General features: G+C 60.0%; 23 protein-coding genes. 18 read left to right on the top strand and 5 right to left on the bottom strand.

The window, feature by feature from the left end:
* Positions 1-275 precede the first annotated feature (275 nt).
* The 9 genes from arnB to AC1DIH_RS00440 are packed head-to-tail and all read left to right on the top strand — an operon-like array spanning position 276 to position 10,701.
* Positions 276-1,415, top strand: a complete 1,140-nt coding sequence (gene arnB, locus AC1DIH_RS00480) for a UDP-4-amino-4-deoxy-L-arabinose aminotransferase (protein WP_477770186.1) — start codon at positions 276-278, stop codon at positions 1,413-1,415.
* 5 nt (positions 1,416-1,420) lie between these two features.
* Positions 1,421-2,440, top strand: coding sequence for an undecaprenyl-phosphate 4-deoxy-4-formamido-L-arabinose transferase (gene arnC / locus AC1DIH_RS00475; protein ID WP_054597464.1), 1,020 nt, complete (start codon positions 1,421-1,423; stop codon positions 2,438-2,440).
* Complete coding sequence (arnA, locus tag AC1DIH_RS00470; RefSeq protein ID WP_427527861.1) at positions 2,437-4,428, top strand: bifunctional UDP-4-amino-4-deoxy-L-arabinose formyltransferase/UDP-glucuronic acid oxidase ArnA; 1,992 nt, start codon at positions 2,437-2,439, stop codon at positions 4,426-4,428. The genes arnC and arnA overlap by 4 nt, the downstream gene beginning before the upstream one ends.
* Positions 4,428-5,312: a 4-deoxy-4-formamido-L-arabinose-phosphoundecaprenol deformylase gene (gene arnD / locus AC1DIH_RS00465; protein ID WP_477770185.1), complete on the top strand. Its 885-nt coding sequence runs from the start codon at positions 4,428-4,430 to the stop codon at positions 5,310-5,312. Before arnA ends, arnD begins: the two co-directional genes overlap by 1 nt.
* A complete protein-coding gene (arnT, locus tag AC1DIH_RS00460; protein ID WP_477770184.1) occupies positions 5,309-6,958 on the top strand; it encodes a lipid IV(A) 4-amino-4-deoxy-L-arabinosyltransferase in 1,650 nt (549 codons plus the stop codon). Before arnD ends, arnT begins: the two co-directional genes overlap by 4 nt.
* Positions 6,955-7,299, top strand: coding sequence for a 4-amino-4-deoxy-L-arabinose-phosphoundecaprenol flippase subunit ArnE (gene arnE / locus AC1DIH_RS00455; protein ID WP_427527867.1), 345 nt, complete (start codon positions 6,955-6,957; stop codon positions 7,297-7,299). Before arnT ends, arnE begins: the two co-directional genes overlap by 4 nt.
* Positions 7,296-7,709, top strand: coding sequence for a 4-amino-4-deoxy-L-arabinose-phosphoundecaprenol flippase subunit ArnF (gene arnF / locus AC1DIH_RS00450; RefSeq protein ID WP_477766921.1), 414 nt, complete (start codon positions 7,296-7,298; stop codon positions 7,707-7,709). Before arnE ends, arnF begins: the two co-directional genes overlap by 4 nt.
* Positions 7,706-9,079: a UDP-glucose dehydrogenase family protein gene (locus tag AC1DIH_RS00445; protein ID WP_477770183.1), complete on the top strand. Its 1,374-nt coding sequence runs from the start codon at positions 7,706-7,708 to the stop codon at positions 9,077-9,079. The genes arnF and AC1DIH_RS00445 overlap by 4 nt, the downstream gene beginning before the upstream one ends.
* 14 nt (positions 9,080-9,093) lie before the next feature.
* Complete coding sequence (locus AC1DIH_RS00440; RefSeq protein WP_477770182.1) at positions 9,094-10,701, top strand: ArnT family glycosyltransferase; 1,608 nt, start codon at positions 9,094-9,096, stop codon at positions 10,699-10,701.
* Between the two features lie 416 nt (positions 10,702-11,117).
* Here the strand turns inward: AC1DIH_RS00440 and AC1DIH_RS00435 are convergent, their stop codons facing one another.
* Positions 11,118-12,083 (bottom strand): LysR family transcriptional regulator, encoded by a 966-nt coding sequence (locus AC1DIH_RS00435; protein ID WP_477770181.1) that lies wholly within the window; start codon positions 12,081-12,083, stop codon positions 11,118-11,120.
* A gap of 294 nt (positions 12,084-12,377) precedes the next feature.
* Between AC1DIH_RS00435 and argH the strand changes: the two genes are divergently transcribed.
* The 9 genes from argH (at position 12,378) to AC1DIH_RS00390 (ending at position 21,855) form a co-directional block, all read left to right on the top strand.
* Complete coding sequence (gene argH, locus AC1DIH_RS00430) at positions 12,378-13,805, top strand: argininosuccinate lyase (RefSeq protein WP_477770180.1); 1,428 nt, start codon at positions 12,378-12,380, stop codon at positions 13,803-13,805.
* A gap of 148 nt (positions 13,806-13,953) precedes the next feature.
* Entirely contained in the window at positions 13,954-14,829 is an 876-nt protein-coding gene (locus AC1DIH_RS00425) for an amino acid ABC transporter permease (RefSeq protein WP_054597473.1), read from the top strand.
* Positions 14,830-14,849: 20 nt separating this feature from the next.
* A complete protein-coding gene (locus tag AC1DIH_RS00420; RefSeq protein ID WP_477770179.1) occupies positions 14,850-15,614 on the top strand; it encodes an amino acid ABC transporter ATP-binding protein in 765 nt (254 codons plus the stop codon).
* A 24-nt stretch (positions 15,615-15,638) separates the two neighbouring features.
* Positions 15,639-16,463, top strand: a complete 825-nt coding sequence (locus AC1DIH_RS00415) for an ABC transporter substrate-binding protein (protein WP_427527883.1) — start codon at positions 15,639-15,641, stop codon at positions 16,461-16,463.
* A gap of 141 nt (positions 16,464-16,604) precedes the next feature.
* Positions 16,605-17,453, top strand: a complete 849-nt coding sequence (locus tag AC1DIH_RS00410) for a polysaccharide deacetylase family protein (RefSeq protein ID WP_477770178.1) — start codon at positions 16,605-16,607, stop codon at positions 17,451-17,453.
* Positions 17,446-18,333, top strand: coding sequence for a polysaccharide deacetylase family protein (locus AC1DIH_RS00405; protein WP_477770177.1), 888 nt, complete (start codon positions 17,446-17,448; stop codon positions 18,331-18,333). The genes AC1DIH_RS00410 and AC1DIH_RS00405 overlap by 8 nt, the downstream gene beginning before the upstream one ends.
* Positions 18,330-19,679, top strand: coding sequence for an MmgE/PrpD family protein (locus AC1DIH_RS00400; protein ID WP_477770176.1), 1,350 nt, complete (start codon positions 18,330-18,332; stop codon positions 19,677-19,679). The genes AC1DIH_RS00405 and AC1DIH_RS00400 overlap by 4 nt, the downstream gene beginning before the upstream one ends.
* A gap of 135 nt (positions 19,680-19,814) precedes the next feature.
* A complete protein-coding gene (locus AC1DIH_RS00395; RefSeq protein ID WP_477770516.1) occupies positions 19,815-21,014 on the top strand; it encodes an MFS transporter in 1,200 nt (399 codons plus the stop codon).
* A 133-nt stretch (positions 21,015-21,147) separates the two neighbouring features.
* Positions 21,148-21,855 carry an HPP family protein gene (locus AC1DIH_RS00390; RefSeq protein WP_477770175.1) on the top strand — a complete coding sequence of 236 codons (708 nt, stop codon included), beginning with the start codon at positions 21,148-21,150 and terminating at the stop codon, positions 21,853-21,855.
* Between the two features lie 11 nt (positions 21,856-21,866).
* On the opposite strand, the gene astA is transcribed toward AC1DIH_RS00390, so the two are convergent.
* The 4 genes from astA to AC1DIH_RS00370 form a co-directional block, all read right to left on the bottom strand.
* A complete protein-coding gene (gene astA, locus AC1DIH_RS00385) occupies positions 21,867-22,901 on the bottom strand; it encodes an arginine N-succinyltransferase (protein WP_477770174.1) in 1,035 nt (344 codons plus the stop codon).
* Positions 22,901-23,836, bottom strand: a complete 936-nt coding sequence (gene ctlX, locus AC1DIH_RS00380) for a citrulline utilization hydrolase CtlX (RefSeq protein WP_477770173.1) — start codon at positions 23,834-23,836, stop codon at positions 22,901-22,903. The genes astA and ctlX overlap by 1 nt, the downstream gene beginning before the upstream one ends.
* A gap of 346 nt (positions 23,837-24,182) precedes the next feature.
* Entirely contained in the window at positions 24,183-24,659 is a 477-nt protein-coding gene (locus AC1DIH_RS00375) for an Lrp/AsnC family transcriptional regulator (protein ID WP_054597482.1), read from the bottom strand.
* 12 nt (positions 24,660-24,671) lie between these two features.
* A complete protein-coding gene (locus AC1DIH_RS00370; RefSeq protein ID WP_054597483.1) occupies positions 24,672-25,433 on the bottom strand; it encodes an ABC transporter ATP-binding protein in 762 nt (253 codons plus the stop codon).
* Between the last annotated feature and the right edge of the window lie 29 nt (positions 25,434-25,462).

Raw genomic sequence — 25,462 nt, 5'->3', positions numbered from 1 at the left:
GACACCGGTTTTTCATGTCCCTTTCACATTTTCGAGATTACCCTCTGCGCATCCGGAGCGATGCCTTTGGGTCGCTCAAACCGCCGAACGACAAAATAAAAGTCAATTAGTGCACTTTTCCTAAAAGATTGGTTAACTGATTGATATACTTTTCATTTTTTCGTCTACGCTGTCACGGACGACGCTTCGAAGCACCGCTTCGAGCTGATTCGCAGGTTGTGACCGCTGATTTGCCGCCTTCCAGGCCTGTTGACATATCCAAACCCGAGGTCCACATGAATCAGGCTTTTCTCCCCTTCTCTCGCCCAAGCATCGGTGATGAAGAAATCGCCGCCGTCGAGCAGGTATTGCGCTCCGGCTGGATCACCACCGGGCCGAAAAACCAGGAGCTGGAGGAGCAATTCGCACAGTACACAGGCTGCAAGCACGCCGTGGCGCTGTCTTCAGCCACCGGCGGCATGCACATCACGCTGCTGGCGCTAGGCATCGGCCCTGGCGATGAAGTGATCACGCCGTCGCAGACCTGGGTCTCGACCGCCAACATGATCTGCCTGCTGGGCGCTACCCCGGTATTTGTCGACGTCGACCGTGACACCCTGATGACCGATGTCCAGGCCATCGAAGCCGCCATTACTCCACGCACCAAAGCGATCATTCCGGTGCACTACGCCGGTGCCGCGTTCGATCTCGACCCGCTCTATGCGCTGGCAGACAAACATGGCATCGCCGTCATCGAAGACGCCGCCCATGCTGCCGGTACCCGTTACCGTGGCCGCGCCATTGGCGCCCAGGGCACCGCGATCTTCTCGTTCCACGCGATCAAGAACATGACCTGCGCCGAAGGCGCAATGTTCGTCAGCGACAATCAGGCGCTGGCCGATCGAGTGCGCATGCTCAAGTTTCACGGCCTCGGCGTAGACGCTTATGATCGCCTGACCCACGGCCGCAAACCTCAGGCCATGGTCATCGAGCCTGGCTTCAAGTACAACCTGGCCGACATCAACGCGGCCATTGCACTGGTGCAGCTGCAGCGCCTCGACGAGATCAACGCCAAGCGCACAGCATTGGCGCAGACCTACCTGCAACGCCTCGAAGGCCTGCCGGTACAACCGCTGAGTGTGCCGACCTACCCGCAACAACACGCCTGGCACCTGTTTATCCTGCGCATCGACGCCGAGCGTTGCGGGATGGATCGCGAGGCGTTCATGAAGGCCCTGCAAGAACAGAATATCGGTACGGGTATTCACTTTGTGGCCACCCACCTGCACACTTACTACCGCCAGCGATTCCCGGGCATTCATTTGCCCAACACCGAATGGAACTCGGCACGACTGTGCTCGATCCCGCTGTTCCCCGACATGACTACCGACGATGTCGAACGCGTCGTTGGCGCCATTGAAAACATTCTGGACTGAAGCCTTTGAAGCCATATCCAATTAACTGCGTGTCGATCGTTATCCCGGTCTACAACGAAGAAGAAAGCCTGCCTGAATTGCTGCGTCGGACCGAAGCGGCCTGTCAGCTACTCAAACACGAGTACGAAATCGTCCTGGTCGACGACGGCAGCCGCGACAATTCGGCGCAAATTCTCGAAGAAGCCGCCGAGCGCGAAGGCAGCCAGGTCGTCGCGGTCATTCTCAATCGCAACTATGGCCAGCACGCGGCAATCATGGCCGGTTTCGAGCATTGCAAAGGCGATGTGGTCATTACCCTCGACGCCGACCTGCAGAACCCGCCGGAAGAAATCCCCCGTCTGGTGGAACAGGCCGAACTGGGCTACGACGTGGTTGCCACCGTGCGCAACAATCGCCAGGACTCGGCCCTGCGCCGCTGGCCGTCGAAACTGATCAACCTGGCCGTGCAACGTTCCACCGGTGTCGCCATGAGCGATTACGGCTGCATGCTGCGCGCCTACCGCCGCACCATCGTCGACGCCATGCTGGCCTGCCGTGAACGCAGCACCTTCATCCCGATCCTGGCCAACAGCTTCGCCCGCCACACCACCGAGATTCTGGTGCAGCACGCCGAGCGCGAGCATGGCGAGTCGAAGTACAGCCCGATGCGCCTGATCAGCTTGATGTTCGACCTGCTGACCTGCATGACCACTACCCCGCTGCGACTGCTGAGCATCATTGGCTTCAGCCTGGCGGCGCTGGGCATGCTGTTTGCCTTCCTGCTGATCTTCCTGCGCCTGATCTTCGGCGCCAGCTGGGCGGGTGGTGGCACCTTCGTACTGTTCGCCGTGCTCTTTGTGTTCACCGGTGGCCAATTCATCGGCATGGGCCTTCTGGGTGAATACCTGGGCCGCATGTACAGCGATGTCCGCGCCCGCCCGCGGTTCTTTATCGAAAAAATCCTACGTAACAAACCCGCTAGTCCTGCTCCCGTTGCCACTGTCGACGGTCTGCCTTCCACCACTACTGATCAGGTTTCGCCATGAGTTCAAAAGCTGTTGTTTTCGCCTATCACGATATTGGCTGTGCAGGTATCGAAGCACTGCTAAACGCAGGTTTCGAGATTGCTGCCGTGTTCACCCACGCCGACGATCCGAAGGAAAACACCTTCTACGGCTCGGTCGCTCAGCTGTGCGCCCGCAAAGGCATTCCTGTGCATGCACCGGAAGACGTCAACCACCCACTGTGGATCGAGCGCATCGCCAAACTGAACCCGGACTACCTGTTCTCGTTCTACTACCGCAACCTGTTGGGCGAGCAACTGCTGGCTACCGCCCGCAAAGGCGCGTTCAACCTGCACGGCTCGTTGCTGCCAACCTACCGCGGCCGCGCTCCAGCGAACTGGGTACTGGTCAACGGTGAAACCGAAACCGGCGTGACCCTGCACCGCATGGTCAAGCGTGCCGATGCTGGCGCAATCATTGCCCAGCAACGCGTCGCGATCGAGCGTGCCGACACTGCACTGACCCTGCACGGCAAGCTGCGTGAAGCCGCTTCCAACCTGCTGCGTGACACCCTGCCATTGCTGGCTCAGGGCAAAATCACCGAAACCGCCCAGGACGAATCCAAGGCCACTGTTTACGGTCGTCGTACCGCAGCAGACGGCAAACTGGTCTGGAAGAAACCGGCTGAAGAGCTGTTCAACCTGGTTCGCGCCGTGACCCAGCCTTACCCGGGTGCATTCTGCGCCGTGGGCGAGCACAAACTGATTGTCTGGAGCGCTGAAGTCGTCAAGGGCAACGAAGGTCTGGCTCCAGGCCGCGTGATCAGCGTTGATCCACTGCGTATCGCGTGCGGCGAAGACTCCCTGGTTATCACTTCCGGCCAGCGTAACGAAAGCGGTCTGTACCTGAGCGGCCCGCAACTGGCCAATGAGCTGGGCCTGGTTGACGGTTCCGTACTGCGTGGCGCCGAGTCGGGCCGTGCCCCGCGTCGTACCCGCGTACTGATCCTCGGCGTCAACGGCTTCATCGGTAACCACCTGTCCGAGCGCCTGCTGCGTGACGACAAGTACGACGTTTATGGTCTGGACATCGGTTCCGACGCTATCGAGCGTCTGCGCAGCCATCCAAACTTCCACTTCGTCGAAGGCGATATCAGCATCCACTCCGAGTGGATCGAATATCACATCAAGAAGTGCGACGTGGTTCTGCCGCTGGTGGCCATCGCCACTCCAATCGAATACACCCGCAACCCGCTGCGCGTATTCGAACTGGACTTCGAAGAGAACCTGAAACTGGTTCGCTACTGCGTGAAGTACAACAAGCGCGTGATCTTCCCGTCGACTTCCGAAGTCTACGGCATGTGCCAGGACAAGAACTTCGACGAAGACACCTCGAACCTGATCGTTGGTCCGATCAACAAGCAACGCTGGATCTACTCGGTCTCCAAGCAACTGCTGGACCGCGTGATCTGGGCCTACGGCGCCAAAGGCCTGAACTTCACCCTGTTCCGTCCGTTCAACTGGATGGGCCCACGTCTGGACCGTCTGGACTCGGCCCGTATCGGCAGCTCCCGTGCAATCACCCAGCTGATCCTGAACCTGGTGGAAGGCACCCCGATCCGTCTGTTCGACGGCGGCGAGCAGAAGCGCTGCTTCACTGACATCGCCGACGGCATCGAAGCCCTGGCCCGTATCGTTGATAACGAGAATGACGCGTGCAACGGTCAGGTCATCAACATCGGCAACCCGGACAACGAAGCCAGCATCCGTCAGCTGGGCGAAGAACTGCTGCGTCAGTTCGAAGCTCATCCACTGCGCGCCAACTTCCCTCCGTTCGCCGGTTTCCGCGACGTAGAGAGCAAGGCGTTCTACGGCGCTGGCTACCAGGACGTGGAACACCGCAAGCCAAGCATCGAAAACGCCAAGCGCCTGCTGAACTGGGAGCCGACTGTCGAGATGAGCGAAACCATCGGTAACACGCTGGACTTCTTCCTGCGCGAAGCCATGCTCGAAATCGCGGACAAGCGCTGATGCAGGCAGGTCTTCGGATCGATGTCGACACCTACCGAGGTACCCGTGAGGGGGTACCCCGGTTGTTGGAGATGCTCGATGAAGCACAAGTCAAGGCGACGTTTTTTTTCAGCGTTGGTCCGGACAACATGGGGCGCCATTTATGGCGCCTCATCCGTCCGCAGTTCCTCTGGAAAATGCTCCGCTCCAATGCCGCAGGTCTGTACGGCTGGGACATCTTGCTGGCCGGCACCGCCTGGCCAGGCAAGCCCATCGGCCGTGACCTGGGGCACCTGATGCGCCAGACCCTCGCGGCTGGCCATGAAGTGGGTTTGCACGCCTGGGATCACCACGGCTGGCAAGCCAACGCAGGGCGCTGGAGCGACGCCGAGCTGATCGAACAGATTCGCCGGGGCGTAGACACCCTCAGCGATATCATCGGGCAGCGCGTGGACTGTTCGGCGGTCGCCGGTTGGCGTGCCGATGAGCGGGTCATCGAAGCCAAGCAACATTTTGGCTTTCGTTACAACAGCGACTGTCGTGGACAAAGCCTGTTCCAGCCTCGGCTGGCTGACGGCAGCCTCGGCACGCCACAAATTCCGGTCGACTTGCCAACCTTCGATGAAGTGGTGGGTCCCGTCGTAGCAGCCAATGAGTTCAACTCATACATTCTGGACCGATTCAGCCCCTCGAAGCTGAACGTATATACGATACATGCGGAGGTAGAAGGGATTCTGATGGCCAATGATTTCCGTCAACTGCTGGTTGATGCGCGTCAGCGTGACATCCAGTTCCAGCCGCTGGGTAACCTCTTGCCCGCCCAACCGACAACCCTGCCTCAGGGGCGCGTAATACGTGGCGCCCTTGAAGGCCGAGAAGGATGGTTGGGAGTGCAAGGCGCATGAGCAAACGCTGGGCTTTGCCGTTACTGCTTATCGCTTTCGGTCTGGTCTATCTGTTGCCGCTGGGCACGCATGGTYTGTGGATTCCGGATGAAACCCGTTACGCCCAGGTCAGTCAGGAAATGCTCCTGAGTGGCAACTGGGTGTCGCCGCATTTCATGGGCCTGCGTTATTTCGAGAAACCGATTGCCGGTTACTGGATGATCGCCATCGGCCAGGCCGTATTCGGCGAGAACCTGTTCGGGGTGCGCGTTGCATCAGCTCTCGCGACCGGTTTGAGCATCCTGCTGACCTACCTGATCGCACGCAGGCTCTGGAACGATCCGCGTAAAAGCATCGCCAGCGCATTGCTCTACATGAGTTTCGCCGTGGTCGCCGGTCAAGGCGGCTATTCCAACCTCGACCCGCAATTCACGTTCTGGGTCAACCTGAGCCTGGTAGCCTTGTGGTTTGCGCTGGACAGCAGCAGCCGCAATGCACGGCTGGTGAGTTGGGCAACCCTGGGTCTGGCCTGCGGCATGGGCTTCCTGACCAAGGGTTTCCTGGCCTGGTTGCTGCCGGTGTTGATCGCCCTGCCCTACATGATCTGGCAAAAACGCTGGCGTGAACTGCTGGCCTACGGCCCGATGGCGATCGTGGTCGCGATTGTCGTCAGCCTGCCGTGGGTCCTGGCCGTGCATGCGCAGGAACCCGATTACTGGCGTTTCTTCTTCTGGCATGAACACATTCGCCGCTTTGCCGGTGACGACGCGCAGCACGCAGCGCCCTGGTGGTTCTACCTGCCGATGCTGGTAGCGTTCAGCCTGCCATGGGTGGCGTTCCTGCCGTCGGCGCTCAAGCAAGCGTGGCAAACCAGACGTCAGGCCAGCACCGGTTTCCTGCTGCTGTGGCTGGTCCTGCCGTTGGCGTTTTTCAGCCTGAGCAAAGGCAAGTTGCCGACCTACATCCTGCCGTGCCTGTTACCCCTGGCACTGTTGATGGGCAATGCACTGATTGACCGACTGAACCTGGGACAAAGCCGGCTGTTCAAGATCAACGGCCTGCTGAACCTGGTCATCGGTCTGACCACCTTGCTGGCGATGGTTTACCTGCAACTGAAAAAACCCGTATATGTCGATGAAATGCACAGCCTGGTGCTGGTATTCATCGTGCTCATGGGCTGGATCCTGTCCAACCTGTTGCTGGTGGCTCGACCATTGAGCGCATGGGCTGCGCCGGCAATCGGCAGCTGGCTGCTGATCGCCATCCTGCCGGCCGCATTGCCGCACTCGGTGGTCTACAACAAAATGCCCGACCAGTTTGTCCTCCAGCACATTGACGAACTCAGCCAGACCAAAAGCCTGCTGAGCAATGACCTGGGCGCTGCCTCCGCGCTGGCCTGGCGTCTGCAACGCCCTGAAGTGGCGTTGTACAACACCATCGGCGAAGTGAAATACGGCCTGGACTACCCGGACGCCGCGGCACGTCGGGTCGATACCGAACACGTGCAACAGTGGATGAGCGAAGCCCGCAAGACCGGCCCGGTGGGTGTGGTCATGCGCGTCAAGGGTGATGATGAAGTCCACGAACTCGACCTGCTGCCCAAGGATGGCAAGCGTTACGAGCAAGGCAACATGGTCATTCTGATCATTCCACAGAGCGCGCCATGACCCTGATTCTGCTGTTGTCCGCCTGTCTGCTGACCTGCATGGGCCAGATCGCCCAGAAATACGCCGTGGAAAGCTGGCGCGGCAAAGACTCCGGCTGGGGCGAGAAACTGCTCTCGCCGTGGTTGTGGCTGGCGCTGGCATGCCTGGGCTTTGGCCTGCTGGTATGGCTGCTGGTGTTGCAGCGCCTGGAAGTCGGTATCGCCTACCCGATGCTCAGCCTCAACTTTGTGCTGATCACCCTGGCCGCCCACTTCGTCTTCCACGAAACCATTGATCGCCGTCACTGGATCGGCGTTGCGCTGATCATCGCCGGCGTCGTTCTGCTCGGGAGGCACGCATGAGCCTTCGTCGCGGAATCAGCTTTGCCATGGGCAGCGTCGCGCTGGTCAGTGCCGCCCAGTTGGGCATGCGCTGGAGCATGAGCCATTTGCCGCTACCCGATCAGTGGCTGCAGGCCCTGAGTAACGGCACGATCGACCTGCTCGCGATCGGCGTGGTCCTTGCGTCGATCTGCGCTTACGCCCTGTCCATGCTGTGCTGGCTCGCCGCTCTGCGCGATCTGCCGCTGGGCCGGGCCTACTCGCTGTTGAGTATCAGCTATGCACTGGTGTATCTATTGGCCGCCAGCCTGCCGCTGTTCAACGAAAATTTCAGTCTTTCCAAAACACTCGGGGTGGCCTTGGTCATCCTCGGTGTCATCACTATCAACTCTCGAACTGCTCGCGCCACAGAAGTCAGGAATGCCTCATGAAAATCAGTGTAATTGGTAGCGGTTATGTCGGTCTGGTGCAGGCAACTGTCCTGGCTGAAGTCGGCCATGATGTCGTCTGCATGGACGTCGATCAGAACAAGATCAAGATGCTGCAGAAAGGCCACGTCACTATCTTTGAACCAGGGCTGGAGAGCATGGTCAAGGAGAACCTGKAGAGCGGGCGCCTGCACTTCACCAGCGACGAGAAGATGGCCATCGAGCACGGTCAGGTCCTGTTCATCGCTGTCGGCACCCCGTCGGACGAGGACGGCTCGGCCGACCTGAAATATGTCTTGTCGGTGGGTGATGCCGTTGCACGCCATCGGGTCGAGCCGCTGATTCTCGTGGAAAAGTCCACTGTTCCAGTCGGCACCGGCGACACCCTGCGCGCGCACATTGAAGGCGTGCTGAAAAAAGCCGGGCGTACCCTGGAGTTCGATATCGTCTCCAACCCGGAATTCCTCAAGGAAGGCTCGGCCGTCAGCGACTGCCGCCGCCCTGACCGCATCGTCATCGGTTGCGAGCGTGAAGAAGTCCGTGAAGTGATGCGCGACCTCTACGCCCCTTTCAACCGCAACCATGACCGCATCATGTTCATGGACCTGCGCAGCGCCGAGCTGACCAAGTACGCAGCCAACTGCATGCTCGCGACCAAAATCAGCTTTATCAACCAGATCGCCGAACTGGCCGAACACCTGGGTGCGGATATCGAAGCCGTGCGCATGGGCATCGGTGCAGACCAGCGCATCGGCTACCACTTCATCTACCCTGGCTGCGGCTATGGCGGTTCGTGCTTCCCGAAAGACATGCGCGCGCTGATCCACAGCGCCCAGGAAGCCAATTGCTCCAGCGACCTGCTGGAAGCGGTCGAGGCCATCAACCAGCGCCAGAAACACAAGCTGTTCGAACGCATCAACGCGTTCTACAAAGGCGAGCTGAAAGGCAAGACCTTCGCCCTCTGGGGCCTGGCGTTCAAACCCAACACCGACGACATGCGCGATGCTCCAAGCCGGGTGCTGATGGAATCGTTGTGGGCTGCCGGCGCACACGTACGCGCATTCGACCCTGAAGCCATGCAGGAAACCCAACGCCTGTACCCGGATCAACCGAACCTGTCGCTGATGGGCACACCGGAGTCCGCGCTGGTTGGCGCAGACGCGTTGATCGTTTGCACCGAATGGCAACAGTTCAAGGCGCCGGACTTCAAGTTGATCGAAGAGCGTCTCAAAGCTCCGGTGATCTTCGACGGTCGCAACCTGTACGACGCCGAACGTCTGGCACGCAAAGGCTTCAAGTACTTCCCGATGGGTCGTGGCGAGTCGCGCAACCTGCCAATCCCTCAGCAACAGTGGCCAGCTTCGTCCGTCTAAGCCCAGGAGGCCGCGTGCACGCATATCCATCGACAGGGATCCGTCAACAATCGTTAGGTCTGGGGCTACTGGCGCTGTTGCTGTTCTGCGCCGGGGTCTACCAGCAATCGGCGATCGGATTCGACACGCGGTTTGTACTGTTTGCCCAGGAAATGCTGCGCCATGGGCCGGGATTCTTCCCGACCACCTATGGTCAGCCTTACGCTGATTACTGGGCCACCTCGACGTTTTTTACCTGGCTGCTTTCACAGCCCTTTGGCCAGGTAAACGCGTTGACGGCCTGGTTACCCAGTGCCATTGCCTCGGCGACAATTGTCACGCTGATGTACCGCTTGGTAGCGCCCTACTCCAGAACCTGGGCGCTGATCAGCATTGCCTTGATGATGCTGAGCAACACCTTCATCACCGAAACCCGCGCCGTATCCCTCGACCAGATGGTCGCGGCCGTGACCTTCGCCGTGTTCTATCTGGGTTATGCCGCCGACCACTTCCAGGCGCCACGACGGCTGCCGCTGATACTCGCGTTGCTGGTGCTCGGTTTTGCCATTCGCGGGCCGATTGGCCTGGTGGTGCCTACTGGCGTCTTGTGCAGTTATTACCTGCTCAACGGCCAATGGCGGCGGATGATCACGGTCGGCTTGCTGGCGGCGGTGCTGCTGGCCGCCGGTATTGGTTTGCTGTTGTGGCTGGCGAACGTCAGTGGCGGTCCGACCTTCGTGCAAGACGTGATCCGCATGCAGTTCATGGGACGCATGGATGGCCGTGAAGGTGCGAGCGGCGTGCTGTATTACTTCAGCAGCTCGCTGGGTAACTATGCGCTGGCGTATCCGTTGGCGGTGGTGGTGCTGGCCGCTGTGTTGCTGGTCGGCCGCAAGGATCGCGGACCGGCGTTGCGTCTGCTGACCTTGTGCACCGCTGCCGGGCTGATCGTGATGATTGGCCTGTCGATTCCGATGGCGAAAAAAGCCCGTTACATGCTACCGATGCTGCCAATGGCCGCGATCGTTGCTGCGTACCCGTTTCAGGGCGCACAGGGGCGGGTATTCAAGTGGTTACGCGGCCTGATGCAGGGCCTGTGGCTACTGATTCCTGGTCTGCTGATCGTCGGATTACTGGTCGCCAAGCGACGTTTTCCGGAGGCTCTCGCCTCGGGGACGACGATGATGGTGGCTCTCGGCGTGTTGCAGGTGATCGCACTGGGGCTGTTGTTCAAGCCACGCGTGCGTGCAGTGGGCTTGGCGTTCACTGCCGTACTGGCGCTGTGGTCGACCTACATTCTGGTGTTTGAACCGGTGGAACGTACGCTCTACGACACCCGCACGTTCAGCCGCGCAGTCGTTGAGCTGATTCAGAAAGACCCGGCGCCTGTGGTGCTGCACGCCATGGGTAAAGACGCCAAGGCCATCAAGTTCATGGTCAACGTCGAGCAAGACCTGTTCCCGGTGTTCACCTCTTCAGTGCAAGAGCTCGAGAACCTGACAGGCCCTGCCTGGCTGGTGATGGACAAGAGCGACTACGAGGCCCTGAAAGGCTCCCGGTTGGCGACACTGCAACCGGTGCTGAGCGGAAACTTCGACAAGAACGATTACGTCCTGCTGCATCTGGTACCTGTGCAGCCCTGAACTGATTCAAACTCTCGTAGCAGCTGCCGAGCCTGCGAGGCTGCGTTCGAGGACGAAGTCCTCGTAAATCCTGCGTACGTTGTTTACCTGAAACAACGCGTTGCCTGATTTTACGACCGCTTTGCAGTCGAACGCAGCCTCGCAGGCTCGACAGCTGCTACGGGCAATCCTTGTTTGCCGTTCGCCCGAAGTTGTCCCCAGCCCTCAACTTTAACGGCATTGCCCGATCTTTCGTTGAAAGATCTCAGATTGATATCAGTCAATACTTTGGGCAAAACAGATAGGTTGTTTTACTTGTCCGCCGACCACTTGAGGAAGTGTTCGACACTCCCGGCAGGCGCTATAAACGCCAAACTCTGCGACTAGCTTGCCGCGCGCTCAGCGACTACCGAGCAGGCAGACTTCTACAGCCAATCTCAAACGCTCGCCTTCAGATCCACCCCCAACGCCTGGGCGAACGCCTTGACCAACGGACTGCGTACCGTGTTGTGCCGCAGGATCAAATTGAACGGTGTATTGAAGCTGATCAGGTCCGGCCGCAGGGCTCTGAAGGTGCCTTGTGCAACCAGTGGCGCAGCATAGTGCTGCGGCAGGAACCCCAGGAAACGCCCGGTTTTGATCAGCATGGCGACCGCTTCGACCTGTGACGCCGAGGCGGAAAAACTGTCGTATCGGGCAAACGTCAGCTTGTCTCGGTGGATGGCGTAGCGATGGTTGATGAACTCATGCTGCTTGAGCACATCTTCACCCATCTCCTCATCCGGTACGCTGAACAACGGGTGCCCCACCGCGCAGTAGGCCTCTGATCTTTCTTCATACAACGTGAAGTAATCGAACTCTTCTCTTTTCTGATATACCGGCACTATTCCGGCGACCAACCGCCCTTCTACAACGCCTCTTTCCACTTCATCCAGTTGTGAGGCCTGAAGTTGAAAGCGCACCTTCGGCGACTCTTCATTTATTCGTTTTAATGCAGCAACTAACGGAGAGTTTTCATCGGTAATCGTATTGTCGATCACCCCCACTCCCAAGTCGCCAATCAATTCATTCTGCGCGCAACTAAGCCGGTCACGAAAGTTATCGACCGAGGCAAATAAATCGATCGACGCCTGGTACACAAGACGCCCCTCTTCGGTCAGGCAAAACCCCTCTCGCCCCCGGGTACACAAGCGCATGCCGATGCGAATCTCAAGGTCAGAGATCTGTTTGCTGATGGCTGCCAGCCCCACATTCAGCTCGTTTTGAGCTGCACTGAAACCTCCGGCCTCGACCACTGCCTTGAACACTTTGAGCAGTTTGAAGTCCAGCCCGCTCAGGGCCAAAGGCGCTCGATGGGCCGTTTTCAACGGCGGGTTTCCAGAATTGGAAAGTGGGGTTTCCATAATGCTTATTTACCTCTGGCGCCCGATTCAACAGTCTGTGTCCAACAACAAAAACAACGCTGGCTAATAATAATGAACACAGAAAACCAGGCTTGGCAACTCCCAATAATTCCCCCCGATCAGCGCCAACTCGCTGATTCGAAACTATTAAAAGCTGACACTTCGATCAGCTCTCACCACTTGCAACTGCCCTCTTGAAAACTGCATGAGCCGAACCACGTTGGGAAGATCCCGGCGAGTGTTCAAGGCTCTGCGTAACGACATCAGTTCGTGTTACCGACGAGGAAAACAACAATGACTCAAGCAACCGATCGTTTGTGGGGAGCGCGTTTCAAAAGCGGTCCGTCCGAAGCCCTCGCAGCCCTGTCCCGCTGCCCTGAGCGGTACTTCCGCCTCACCCCTTACGACCTGGCCGGTTCCAAGGCCCATGCCGGGGAACTGCAGCGCGCCGGCTTGCTCGATGCACAGGAAACCCAAACCATGCTCGATGCGCTGGAGCGCATCGGCGAAGACTTCCGTGCTGGCTTTGTCAGCCCGACCCTCGACGACGAAGACGTCCACACCTTCATCGAGCGCCTGCTGACTGAACGCCTTGGCGCACTGGGCGGCAAGCTGCGGGCCGGACGCTCGCGCAACGATCAGACCGCCAACGATCTGCGGCTGTTTCTGCGTGATCACGCTCGCACCCTGACCACCGAAGTGCTGGCCCTGCAACAGGCGCTGGTCGAGCAGGCCGAGCTGCACATCGACAGCATTTGCCCGGGCTTCACTCACCTGCAACAGGCGCAACCGATCGTGTTCGCCCACCACTTGCTGGCCCACGCCCAGTCGATGCTGCGCGATGTGCAACGTCTGGTGGATTGGGACGTGCGCACTTCCCTGTCGCCATTGGGTGCAGCGGCCATGGCCGGTTCCGCTATCGCCCGTCAGCCGCAGCAATCGGCGAAGGAAATGGGCTACAGCGGTGTCTGCGAAAACTCCATCGACGCCGTGGCCAGCCGTGACCACGTCGCCGAGTTCCTGTTCGTGGCGAGCATGCTCGGCGTCAACATCTCGCGTTTGGCTGAAGAGTTTTGTCTGTGGTCTTCACGGCAATTTCGCTGGGTTGCGCTGGACGATGCCTACGCCACCGGCAGTTCGATCATGCCGCAGAAGAAAAACCCGGATATCGCCGAACTGGCGCGGGGCAAGGCTGGCCGTTTGATCGGCAACCTGACCGGCCTGCTGTCGACCCTCAAATCCCTGCCGCTGTCCTACAACCGCGACCTGAGCGAAGACAAAAACGGTGTGCTCGACAGCGTCGACACCCTGCTGCTGGTACTGCCAGCCATGGCCGGGATGGTCGCGACCATGAAGGTCAACGTCGAAGAACTGCGTCGCCAGGCGCCATTGGGCTTCACCCTCGCCACCGAGGTCGCTGACTGGCTGGCGGTGCGCGGTGTGCCGTTCAAAGAGGCCCACGAAATCACCGGTGCGCTGGTTCAGGCCTGTGAGAAGCACGACATCGAACTGTGGGAAGCCTCTCCGGCACTGCTGGCCGAGATCGATGTGCGCCTGACGCCTGAAGTCCGCGATAGCCTGACCCTGGAAGCCGCCATCGCTGCCCGCAGTGGCTGGGGTGGCACCGCGCCGCAGCGGGTCCGTGAGCAGATCGGCCGCTTGAAAACCGCCCTCGCCGCACAGCAGCAATGGACCGAAAACTATCAAGGCTTCCGCCTCTGAAGCACCGCACAGAACCTGTGGGAGCGAGCCTGCTCGCGATTGCGGTATCACATCAACATCAATGTTGGCTGACCCGCCGCTATCGCGAGCAGGCTCGCTCCCACAGGGATTTGGCTGGACCTGAAAGACCAGCGTAAGGAGAAACCAAATGAACCAGACTCAGGCAGAGCTCCTCGCGGAGCGCAAAAAAGCCGAAAACCAGTTCGACATCACCCAGTACGAACATGTGCCTCGGCGCTATTACGGGCGGATCTTCTTCGCCACGCTGATCGTCGTCGCCATCGTTGGCCTGGTCAGGGCTTTCGCCGAGGGCAAGATCGAGTGGTCGTACATCGGCCAGTTCCTGACCTCCCAGGCGATTCTGTTCGGCTTGCTCAACACCATCGTCATGGCCGTGCTGGCGATGGCGCTGGGGATCGTATTCGGGGTGATCACCGCCGTGATGCGCATGTCGGCGAACCCGATCCTGCGCTATGTCGCGGTGACGTACACCTGGCTGTTTCGCGGTACGCCGCTGATTCTGCAACTGCTGTTGTGGTTCAACCTAGCGCTGATCTTCCCCACCATCGGCATTCCAGGGCTGTTCGAGCTCGATACCGTCAGCCTGATGACACCCTTCGTCGCGGCGCTGCTGGGCCTGAGCATCAACCAGGGTGCCTACACCGCTGAAGTGGTGCGTGCCGGCCTGCTCTCGGTGGACACCGGCCAGTACGAGGCGGCCAAGTCGATCGGCATGCCGCGTCTGCAAGCGCTGCGCCGGATCATCCTGCCGCAGGCCATGCGCATCATCATTCCACCGGTCGGCAACGAGTTCATCGGCATGGTCAAGATGACCTCCCTGGCCAGCGTGATCCAGTACTCGGAACTGCTCTACAACGCGCAGAACATCTACTACGCCAACGCCCGCGTGATGGAGCTGCTGATCGTCGCCGGCATCTGGTACCTGGCCGCCGTCACCGTCTTGTCCTTTGGTCAAAGTCGTCTGGAGCGTCGTTTCGCTCGCGGCGCCGGCAAGCGCTCGTGAGTCGCGCAGGAGAATTGAACATGAGAAGCATCGTCAAGGCTGTTGGCCTGAACAAGTACTACGACCAATACCACGCGCTCAAAGACATCAACATCGAAGTCGAACAGGGCGAAGTGCTGTGCATCATCGGGCCGTCCGGCTCCGGCAAAAGCACCCTGCTGCGCTGCGTCAATCAGCTGGAAAAAATCGACAAGGGCGGCCTCTGGGTCGACGGCGAACTGGTGGGTTACCGCATTGCCGGCAACAAACTGCACGAGCTCAACGAGTCGCAGATCGCCCGGCAGCGGCTGGCCACCGGCATGGTGTTCCAGCGCTTCAACCTGTTTCCGCACATGACCGTGCTGCAAAACATCATCGAAGGCCCGTGCCAGGTGCTCAAGCGTTCGCCCAAGGAAGCGCACGAAGATGCGCTTGAGTTGCTGGCCCGCGTCGGCCTGGCCGACAAGCGCAACAGCTACCCGATCGAACTCTCGGGGGGTCAGCAACAACGGGTGGCCATTACCCGGGCGCTAGCCATGCGGCCCAAGCTGATGCTGTTCGATGAACCCACTTCGGCACTCGACCCGGAACTGGTCGGTGAGGTGCTGTCGGTGATGCGCGATCTGGCGCAGACCGGCATGACCATGATCGTCGTCACCCATGAACTGGGCTTCGCCCGCGAGGTTTCCAATCGCATGGTGTTCATGGACGGCGGGCAGATCGTGGAGGCAGGAAGCCCCGAAGAAATACTAATAAGTCCACAAAACCCGCGCACCCAAAGCTTCATTTCTGCCGTTCGCACCTAACGACAACTCAAAAAGAGAACGACCATGAAAAAACTCCTTATCCCTGCAGTAGTGGCTGGCCTGATGGCCTCTTCGATGACCTGGGCAGCTGATTTGCCCGCGAGCATCAAGGCCAAGGGCGAAATCGTCGTGGCGATCATGCCCAACTATCCGCCGATGGATTTCAAGGACCCGGCCACCAACACCCTCACCGGCCTGGACTACGACCTGGGCAATGCCTTGGCCGAGCGTCTGGGCGTGAAGATCAAATGGCAGGAAACCGGCTTCGAGCAAATGATCAACGCCCTGACCACCGACCGTGTGGACGTGGTGCTGTCGGGCATGACCGACACCGCCGAGCGTCAGCAGAGCGTGACCTTCGTTGACTACTTCACCAGCGGGCCGCAGTTCTACACCCTGCAAAAGAACAAGGACACCAACGAAATTGCCGACCTGTGCGGCAAGAAAGTCGGAACCAGCCGACGTACGACATTCCCGGCGGAAATCGCTGAGTGGAGCAAGGCCAATTGCGAAGCGAAGGGTAAACCGGCGATCAACGTGATCGGCACCGAAGGCTCCGCCGACGCCCGTGCGCAGCTGCGCCAGAGCCGCATCGATGCGGCCATGCAGGGCAGCGAAACCCTGTCGTACCTGAAGACCCAGGAAAAGGACACCTACAAGACCGTGGGGGCGCCGATCTCGGTGCAGTTCAGTGGTCTGGGCGTCAGCAAGAAAAAACCCGAGTTGAGTGAAGCGGTGAAAGTCGCGCTGCAAAGCATGATCGATGACGGCAGTTATCAGGCGATCTTGAAGAAGTGGGATCTGGAGTTGGGCGCCATTAAGACCGTGACCATCAACGCTGGTAAGTAAGCATCAGAGGGACGCCCTTTGTGGGAGCGAGCCTGCTCGCGATAGCAGTCTGACAGGCGACATCAATGTTGAATGTGACAGCCTCATCGCGAGCAGGCTCGCTCCCACAGGGTTACCCCCATAAAATATCGGAGCGCCACGATGTCCTCCTCACCCCAACCGACCTGGCCCGACGGCCACACAGCCTGCCTGGCGCTGGCCTTCGATCTCGACGGCCCCACCGGCGACGCCATGCTCAACGGTTCGATCTGGCACAAGCCCGAGTACTTCGGTTTTGGCGGTTACGGGCCGTATCGAGCCTTGCCACGGATTCTCGACCTGCTCGACGAATTCCGCATCCCGACGACCTTTTTCGTTCCGGCCTGGGTCGTGGAAAACTGGCCGAAACAGTGCCAGTCGATCATCGAGCGCGGGCATGAAGTGGCTTATCACGGCTACAAACACGAGTCCTTTTATGCGCTGACGCTGGAGCAGCAAAAGGACGTCATGAATAAATGCCGCGAGGTGTTCTGGCAGCATTTGAACATCCGCGCAGAAGGCTTTCGCACCCCGTCCGGCGACTGGCGGGCCGAGACGCCGGCCATGTTGGTGGAAGCCGGTGTTACTTACTCCAGCAGCATGCGCGGCGATGACCGGCCGTACATGGTGAAGGTGCCGGGCTTTGATACGCCGCTGGTGGAAATCCCCGGCCGCTGGGAAATGGACGATTACGCCTCCATCGCCTACACCCGCGCGCCGGACTTTCCCTCGGGGCTGGACCGTACCGCCAGCTATGAGCTGACCCTCGACAATTGGTGCCGCGAATTCGATGGCGCGGTGAATGAAGGACTGTGCCTGACCACCCTCTTCCACCCGAAGATCACCGGCAAACCGGGGCGTATTCTGCTGCTGGAGAAACTTTTCGAACACATGCGCCAGCGTGATGACGTGTGGTTCGCCACCTGCCGCGATGTCGCCCACTGGTGGCTCAAGGAGCATCAACATGGCTGATTCGACGACCTGGCCCAAAGGCTACCGGTGCGCCGTAGTGTTGACCGTCGACTACAACGACGTACACGGCATCCTGACCCAGGCCCCGGAAGTCGCCGGCCGCGACAAGACCCTGTCGGTGTGGCGCTACGGTACCCAGCGCGGGGTCGAACGCTTGCTCGCACTGTTCAAGGAGTTGGGGGTTGCCAGCAGTTGGTGCATACCGGGCATCGTTGCCGAAGAAAACCCGGACCATGTCCGCTCGATCCAGGCCGCCGGTCATGAAATTGCCTGCGCCGGTTATCGTCATCAGAACTACGACACCCTGAGCCTCGCAGAGCAGACGGTTGCCCTTGAGCACGGCTGTCGGGCACTGGCCGACATTACCGGCCAGCGTCCAACGGGCTTCCGGATTCCCGCCGGCAACTGGGCACCGGGGTTTACCGAAGCGTTGCGCGAGCAAGGCATTCGCTGGTCATCCTGTTGGCGCGGCGATGATCTGCCGTTCGCCCATCCGACGGCGCCCGAGGTGATCGAACTGCCAATGCACTATGAACTGGAGGACGAACCGTACTTCGCGTTCAACCTGAGCCCGGCAGTCCCGCCCGCGCAATCGCGGATTGCTTCTTACAGCCATACCTTGGGCAACCTGCAAATGGACTTCGCCGGGTTTCATCGTTTTGGCCTGTGCTATGTGCTGCGTCTGCACCCGGAAATCATCGCGACCCCGGGACGCATCGGTGTCCTGCGTGAGTTGCTGCTGGGTATCCAGCAACACGATGACGTGTGGATCGCCACCGCAGGCGACGTCGCCCAGTGGTGGGCCAAGCGTGCTGTGCCGATGGACGAGGAACATCCAGCGGCCGTGTATGAGCGGCATTATCGAGCGTACTTGCCATGAGTGAACGATTGCAGCGTCTGGCGCAATTCTGCGTCGAGACCCGTTTCGAAGACTTGCCGCCGGCACTGGTGGCACAAGCCAAGCGGCATATTCTTGATACGGTCGGCGCGACCCTGGCCGGAGCCGCCAGTGAAATTGCCGTCGCCGTTCGGCAAACCTTTGCCAATGAAAACGGCAAAACGCTGGTCTGGGGCACCGCGCAACAGGTGGGCGCCGCGCAGGCAGCGATGCTCAATGGGATTGCCGCCCATGCGCTGGAACTGGACGATACCGGCGGCTGCGATCATTCCGGCGCAGTGGTGCTGCCCGCAGTGATGGCAGCCGTCAGCCTGAGTCCCGCGCCAGTGAACGGTCGCGAGCTGATTACTGCGGTGGTGATCGGCTACGAGATCGGTCGGCGGGTGCTTGAGGCTTGCGGCGGTTACTCGGCGCACAACGGCGCCGGTTGGCATTCGACCGCCACCTGCGGGGTGTTCGGCGCGGCAGCGGCCAGTGCGCGAATACTCGGTCTTGATCCGGCACAAACCCTCGCGGCACTAGGCATTGCCGGCAGTTTCAGCGGTGGCCTCTGGGCGTTTATCCACGATGGTTCGCAAAGCAAAAAGCTTCACAGCGGCCGCGCCGCCGAAGGTGGATTGCTGGCAGCGCGGTTTGCCGAGCAAGGGATCAGCGGGCCAACGAAGTTGTTCGACGACGTCTGGGGCGGCTTCCTCAAGACCCTCGCGGCGGAACACGCGCAGCCCGAAGCGCTGGACGCAGACCTTGGCGTGGTGTGGAAACTCGCCCGCTGCTCGATCAAGCCTTATGCCTCTTGCCGTGGCACGCATTCGGCCATTGATGCCTTGGGTTTGTTGCTTGAGCAGTTGCAGATCGATGCCAATCAACTGGAAGACGTTCAGGTGTCGCTGTGTGGCTTTCTCAACGAGATGTGCGGCGGGCGCGATATCGGCAGTTTGGCCGCCGCGCAAATGAGCCTGCCATATGCCCTCGCTGCTCGATTGGTCCATGGTCATTGCCGGCTTGAGGCCTATGACGACGAACAACGCAGTACGTCAGAAATTGCGCATTGGATGTCGCGCATTCACCTTGAAGTGGATCCGCACCTGTCAGAGGATGGCGAGCCGGTCGTGAGCATTCGCAGCCATGACGGCCGCGCGGCAAGCCTGTGTGTCGAGGTGCCGTTGGGCGCGCCGGGGAATCCGTTGAGTGATGCAGCGCTGGAGGAGAAGTTTTTCAGCCTGGCGACGCGGGTGATGCCGGTGGAACAGGCGACAGGGTTGCTGGAGCGGTTGTGGCAACTGGAAAAGCTGGAATCGGTTTGGGAACTGGATCGGTGGCTGGCATGAGCCCTGGTTTGTCAGGACCGGCCTCTTCGCGAGCAAGCCCGCTCCCACATTGGAATGCGTTCCCCTGTGGGAGCGGGCTTGCTCGCGAATGGCGTCGCCGCATTGCTAAATCTGAATAAGGACATCCGCACCACCGTGGCCACTTACTCGCTCGTTATTCGCCGCCTGATGATCTGCTCGCTGACCATCGTCGTCAGCCGCGCCATCACCAGCCCGTTGCTGACACTGTTCCTCAGCAACAAGCTGGGCCTGAACCAACAGGACGTCGGCCTGCTGTTGGGCATCGCGGTGTTCATCGCCACCCTGCTCGCGCTGTATGGCGGTTACATCATCGACCGCCTGGAGAAACGCCGGTTGCTGATTCTGGCGATGCTCTCCAGCGCCGTCGGTTTTGTCCTGCTGACCTTCGCCCACAACCTTTACCTGACCACGCTGACGCTGGTGATTACCGAAACCGCTTCGGCGCTGTTTCTGATCGGCTCCAAAGCGATCCTCAGTGAAAACCTGCCGATGGGCCAACGGGCCAAGGCCTTTTCACTGCGCTACACCCTGACCAACATCGGCTACGCCACTGGCCCGATGCTGGGGGTGGTGATTGCCGGGGTGCAACCATTGGCACCGTTCCTGATTGCCGGTGGCATCGCTTTTTTCAGTACCTTCCTGATGAGAGGGATTCCCGGATCGGCCAAGGAAGCGGCTGTTGGCCAGCCGCAAAGTTTTCTGAAAACCCTGGTGACCCTGAAAAACGACCGCACACTGATCATGTTCACCTGCGGCTGCCTGCTCAGCACCGTGGTTCACGGACGTTTCACCCTGTACCTGTCGCAATACCTGCTGGTGACGCAAAACGAGCACATTGCCCTGCAAACCATGGCCGCGATCCTCGCCTGCAACGCGATCAGCGTGATTCTCCTGCAGTACCAGATCGGCCGTTTCCTTAAACGCGAACAGCTGCGTTACTGGATTGTTATCGGCAGCAGCCTGTTCATCTTCGGGTTGATCGGCTTCAGCTTCGCGCAGAACCTGGTGCAGTGGTGCCTGGCGATGTTTGTCTTCACCCTTGGCGAAATGATCATCTACCCGGCGGAGTTCCTGTTCGTCGAYACCCTGGCTCCGGAAGAACTGCGCGGCAGCTACTACGGCGCGCAGAACCTGGCGGCGCTGGGCGGTGCGGCGAGTCCGGTGATTTGCGGTTTTTTGCTGACCCACACGGCACCGGCGACGATGTTTTATGCCCTCAGTGCATTGACCGCCATGGGCGGATTGCTGTGTTTCCTGAGTGGTCGGCGCGTCGCTAAACTTCAAAATAAATGCACTGAAAGCTCATTAATATGAATTTGTCAGGAGTCAGATAGATCGGCACACTGTGCCGGTTCCTCCCCCAAATGTTGGAACACTTAAAGGGCTTTCTGGTGATCCAGACAAGCCCTTCTTTTTGCCCGTTCTTTGCCACTGGATCGTTTTCGTTATGCTCGCTCGCTGGATACCCGCTGCCGTCAACACCCGCCCCTCCGAATGGAGCCGTGCCGCCATCGGCATGTCGCTCGGCACACTGCTGAGTGTCTGGCTGTGTGCTCAGGTGTTCGGCATGGACGTGGCCTTGCACTTGATCGGGCCGTTGGGCGCTTCGGCGGTGTTGCTGTTCGCCGTGTCTTCCGGCGCGCTGGCACAGCCGTGGTCGATTCTCGGCGGTTACTTGTGTGCAGCGGTGGTGTCGCTGTTGGTGGCCCATGTGCTTGGGCGCACGCTGGGCAGTGCCTGCCTGGCGGCTGGCATGGCGCTGATTCTGATGTGCTGGCTGCGTTGCCTACACCCGCCAGCGGGTGCGTTGGCGTTGCTGCTGGTGGTGGCGGACCCGGCGACCATCGCGATGGAATGGCGCGAACTCGGGCCGGTGATGCTCGCCGCGACGTGCATGCTGCTCAGCGCCCTGGTCTATAACAACCTGACGCGAATCCGTTACCCCAAGGGCCACAGCGAACCGGTCGCGGTGGTGCCCGCCGATCATCCGCCCGCAGACGTCCTGGCGATTACCGCCGAAGACCTCAAGCTGGCCCTGGCCGACATGCAGGAGTTCTTCGACGTCACGCCCGAGGACCTCGAGCAGTTGATCCACGCCAGCGAGCTGCATGCCAAACGCCGCAGTATCAGTGAAGTGTTTGGCACTCGGCCTTAACCACTAAACCACTAGGCCGCCGACTGCTGTCGCGCCGGCACGGCCAGGCTGACGGCGCGCACCGAAGCACCGGCAGTCAACCCCAGTGACTTGGCAGTGTGGGCATCGACAATCAAGGTCCCGGCAGCGACCCGCGCTGGCGCGGCGGTGATCCGGCAATCGGCGAACTGGCGGTTGTGAATCAGATACACCGCCGCCTGCTCTCCCGGCGTGCCGATGCTCAGTTGCAATACCTCGCTGTCACGCACCGCGCGAATGTCGCCGGTGGCGCACTCGATCAATGGGCCGCCGTCAAAGATGTCGATGTAGTCCTTGTGCTCGAACCCTTCAGCCTTGAGCATCCCCAGCGCCGGTTCGGTGTTGGGATGAACCCGGCCGATCGTCGCCCGCGCAGCCTCGGGCAGCAAACAGGTTGGCAGCGGGAACTTGGGCATCAGTTCGGCAATGAAGGTCTTGTTGCCCAGCCCGGTGAGGTAGTCGGCGTCGGCGAAGTCCATCTTGAAGAAGTGCCGGCCCAGCCCTTCCCAGAACGGCGAGACGCCGTGTTCGTCCGAGTAACCGCGCATTTCGGCGATCACCTTGTCGCCAAAGTACTGGCGAAATTCCGCGAGAAACAGAAACCGCGCCTTGGACAGCAAACGACCATTCAAACCGCTGCGATGCCCAGCGTGCAGGAACAACGAGCACAACTCCGATTGCCCGGTCATGTCATTGCCCAGAAATAGCGTGGGCAATTGCTGATTGATCCCGAGGTTTTTCGAGGCGGCGACAAACAACCCCATCCGGTAGTTGTACCAAGGCTCGCGCAGCCCGACCGCACCCGCCAGCGCGCAGATACCGACGGCCTCGCCGTTGTCGGCCTCCAGCACAAACAGGTAATCGGCATCAGCCCGTTCGGCTTCACCGGCGAAGGTTTTTTCAGCCCATTCCAGGCGCTGCCGCAAACGCCCGGCATCGGCCGGCAAAGTGGTCAAACCGGCGCCGGCGCTGTGGGCCAGTGCCAGCAATGCCGGCAGGTCATTCATCGTTGCAGGACGGACGATCATCAATGCTGCTCCTGTGGGCTAACGCGTTTAGGCAGATAGACTTCCGCGAGCATGCAGCGCGCACTGCCGCCGCCAATCCGCTCGATGGTGTCGATGTTCACGGGTAGAGGTTTGGCATACGCTTCGACCATCCGGCGCTGGTCGGCATGCAGCGACCGCCAGGCCGTACGCGACATCACCAGCAACGGCTCGCCAGCGGCGTTGTGCACTTCAAGCATGTTGCCGGCGAACGACTCCAGTTGATCGAAGCTCAGGGTCAAGACTTGCTTGCCGCTGCGTTCCAGACGTGAGCGCAGTGCATTGCGTTCGTCCAGGTCGCTGACCGACTCCAGGCAGACCACCGCCAGTTGCCTGCCGACGCTCATCATCACGTTGGTGTGATAGATCGGCACACCGTGACGGTCCACGGCGTTGAACGCGCAGAGTTCATAGCCGAGGTGTTCGACGATCTGGTCCAACGCCTTGGCATGGGTGCGGGTCGAATAGCCGGCGTAGCAAATCCGCTGTTCGCGATCGAGGACCATGCTGCCGGTGCCCTCGAGGAACACTTCCTGCTGCTCAAGGCCGGAGAGATCGAGCAATTGCTCGATACGGTAAGCATCGCGCAGCCAGTCGAGTACGCCTTTGTCGCGCTCCAGGCGGCGGTTGTGGCCCTGCATCGGGTACAGCACGAGCGTGCCGTCGGGATGGCTGCTCCACCAATTGTTCGGAAAGATCGAATCCGGGGTGTGCGGTGCTTCGCTGTCGTTGTGCACCATGACTTCAACGCCGTGCTCACGCAGGGCGGCGACATAGCTGTCGAACTCTTGCAGGGCCTTGAGTTGTACGTCCTCGGCCGCTGCTGCCGGACGCTGGAAACGGTTGTTGGCGGCCGTGTCCTGGTTGAAGGAGAAACGTGACGGGCGAATCATCAAAACGGTATTGGTGGTTTGCATGGGCACAGAATCAATGAGGGTTGAGAGGTGCTCATTGTCTGATTCGGCGCCGGAAAAACCCGGCTGATAAGGAGGGAGTTGGTGCTGGAAATGGCTGAAAACGCGGTGGCTTGCAGCCGATTTGGTGAGCGTGATAAATCGTCTGAAATCGCTGATTACCGTAGCAGCTGGCGCAGCCTGCGTTCGAGTGCGAAGCGCTCGTAAATTCTGACAACTCGGTGAGCCTGAAACGCCGCAGAGTATGGTTTTACGACTGCTACACAGCCGAACGCAGGCTGCGCCAGCTGCTACGGAACTGCGGTGCGGCCCTTTGATCGTCTGCGTGGGAACGAGAAGAGTCGGGTGATTACGTGGAGGTTTTGACCATTGCCAGCTCAGGGTGGCTGACCAGTTTGTCGATGTGCAGGTCCGGGTCGTCGAACCAGACTTCGGTCAGTACCCGGTAGTGTTCCATGTCGCGACAGCGCATCCGCAGGCTGTAGTCGAAGGCGCCGCTGATCAATTGGCACTCCAGCACCTGCGGGCAGGCTCGGACTTTGGCTTCAAAGGCTTTCTGCGCGGCGCGCCCGCTCTGGTTCGAGAGTGCCACCAGCACCAGCAGCGACAGACCGGGGGTCAGTTTTTTCTCGTCGAGAATCGCCCCGTAGCCACGAATGACGCCGAGCTGTTCGAGCTTGCGCACCCGCTCAAGGCATGGCCTTGGTGTCAGGTGCACGCGCTCGGAAAGCTTCTGATAGGTGATGCGCCCTTCGTGGCGCAGCACCTCAATGATTGCCTGATCGATACGATCAAGCACGATCGACATATCGCGGATGTCCGCCATGTACGCCTTGCCTCACTTCAAACGGCCCGATAGAAATTGCTGTAAACGCTCGCTTTTCGGCTGGTCAAGAATTGTTGCATCGCCTTGCTCCTCGACCCGGCCTTGATGCAGGAACAGCACCTGGCTGGACACCTGCCGGGCAAAGCCCATTTCGTGGGTCACCATCAACATGGTCCGGCCTTCTTCAGCCAACGCCTGAATCACCTTCAATACTTCACCCACCAGTTCCGGATCGAGAGCCGAAGTCGGCTCGTCGAACAACAGAATCTGCGGTTCCACCGCCAACGCCCGGGCAATCGCCACCCGTTGTTGCTGCCCACCGGACAGGAAGGCCGGGTACTGCTCGGCCACGCGTTGAGGCAGACCAACCTTGTCCAGATACGCCCGAGCGCTGACTTCAGCGTCCTTGCGGCTGACACCCAGGACTTTGCACGGCGCCAGCATGATGTTCTCCAAAACCGTCAGATGACTCCACAGGTTGAAGTGCTGAAACACCATCGCCAGCCGCGTGCGCAAGCGCTGCAACTGTGCCGGGTTGGCAACCCGCATGCCACCGGGCGCCTGGCGGGTGACAATCCGCTCGCCGTCCAGCTCGATGGCGCCTTCATCCGCCCGTTCAAGGAAGTTGATACACCGCAGCATAGTGCTTTTGCCGGAGCCACTGGCGCCAATCATGCTCACCACATCACCGGCGCGGGCATTCAACGAGACGCCCTTGAGCACTTCGTTGTCACCAAAGCGTTTATACAGATTTTCAACGGTCAATTTGTACATGCAACACTCCTGGAGCGCTGCCGTTGGCG

This window comes from Pseudomonas sp. 05N36 (assembly GCF_056397385.1).
This window is presented reverse-complemented; position numbering and strand designations above follow the sequence as displayed.

Bases quoted from the DNA above. Each gene is read 5' to 3' on its own strand.
- arnB (WP_477770186.1), top strand. From the start codon at position 276: ATGAATCAGGCTTTTCTCCCCTTCTCTCGCCCAAGCATCGGTGATGAA.
- arnA (WP_427527861.1), top strand. From the start codon at position 2,437: ATGAGTTCAAAAGCTGTTGTTTTCGCCTATCACGATATTGGCTGTGCA.
- arnD (WP_477770185.1), top strand. From the start codon at position 4,428: ATGCAGGCAGGTCTTCGGATCGATGTCGACACCTACCGAGGTACCCGT.
- arnE (WP_427527867.1), top strand. From the start codon at position 6,955: ATGACCCTGATTCTGCTGTTGTCCGCCTGTCTGCTGACCTGCATGGGC.
- arnF (WP_477766921.1), top strand. From the start codon at position 7,296: ATGAGCCTTCGTCGCGGAATCAGCTTTGCCATGGGCAGCGTCGCGCTG.
- AC1DIH_RS00435 (WP_477770181.1), bottom strand. From the start codon at position 12,083: ATGGAAACCCCACTTTCCAATTCTGGAAACCCGCCGTTGAAAACGGCC.
- argH (WP_477770180.1), top strand. From the start codon at position 12,378: ATGACTCAAGCAACCGATCGTTTGTGGGGAGCGCGTTTCAAAAGCGGT.
- AC1DIH_RS00425 (WP_054597473.1), top strand. From the start codon at position 13,954: ATGAACCAGACTCAGGCAGAGCTCCTCGCGGAGCGCAAAAAAGCCGAA.
- AC1DIH_RS00420 (WP_477770179.1), top strand. From the start codon at position 14,850: ATGAGAAGCATCGTCAAGGCTGTTGGCCTGAACAAGTACTACGACCAA.
- AC1DIH_RS00415 (WP_427527883.1), top strand. From the start codon at position 15,639: ATGAAAAAACTCCTTATCCCTGCAGTAGTGGCTGGCCTGATGGCCTCT.
- AC1DIH_RS00410 (WP_477770178.1), top strand. From the start codon at position 16,605: ATGTCCTCCTCACCCCAACCGACCTGGCCCGACGGCCACACAGCCTGC.
- AC1DIH_RS00405 (WP_477770177.1), top strand. From the start codon at position 17,446: ATGGCTGATTCGACGACCTGGCCCAAAGGCTACCGGTGCGCCGTAGTG.
- AC1DIH_RS00400 (WP_477770176.1), top strand. From the start codon at position 18,330: ATGAGTGAACGATTGCAGCGTCTGGCGCAATTCTGCGTCGAGACCCGT.
- AC1DIH_RS00390 (WP_477770175.1), top strand. From the start codon at position 21,148: ATGCTCGCTCGCTGGATACCCGCTGCCGTCAACACCCGCCCCTCCGAA.
- astA (WP_477770174.1), bottom strand. From the start codon at position 22,901: ATGATCGTCCGTCCTGCAACGATGAATGACCTGCCGGCATTGCTGGCA.
- ctlX (WP_477770173.1), bottom strand. From the start codon at position 23,836: ATGCAAACCACCAATACCGTTTTGATGATTCGCCCGTCACGTTTCTCC.
- AC1DIH_RS00375 (WP_054597482.1), bottom strand. From the start codon at position 24,659: ATGGCGGACATCCGCGATATGTCGATCGTGCTTGATCGTATCGATCAG.
- AC1DIH_RS00370 (WP_054597483.1), bottom strand. From the start codon at position 25,433: ATGTACAAATTGACCGTTGAAAATCTGTATAAACGCTTTGGTGACAAC.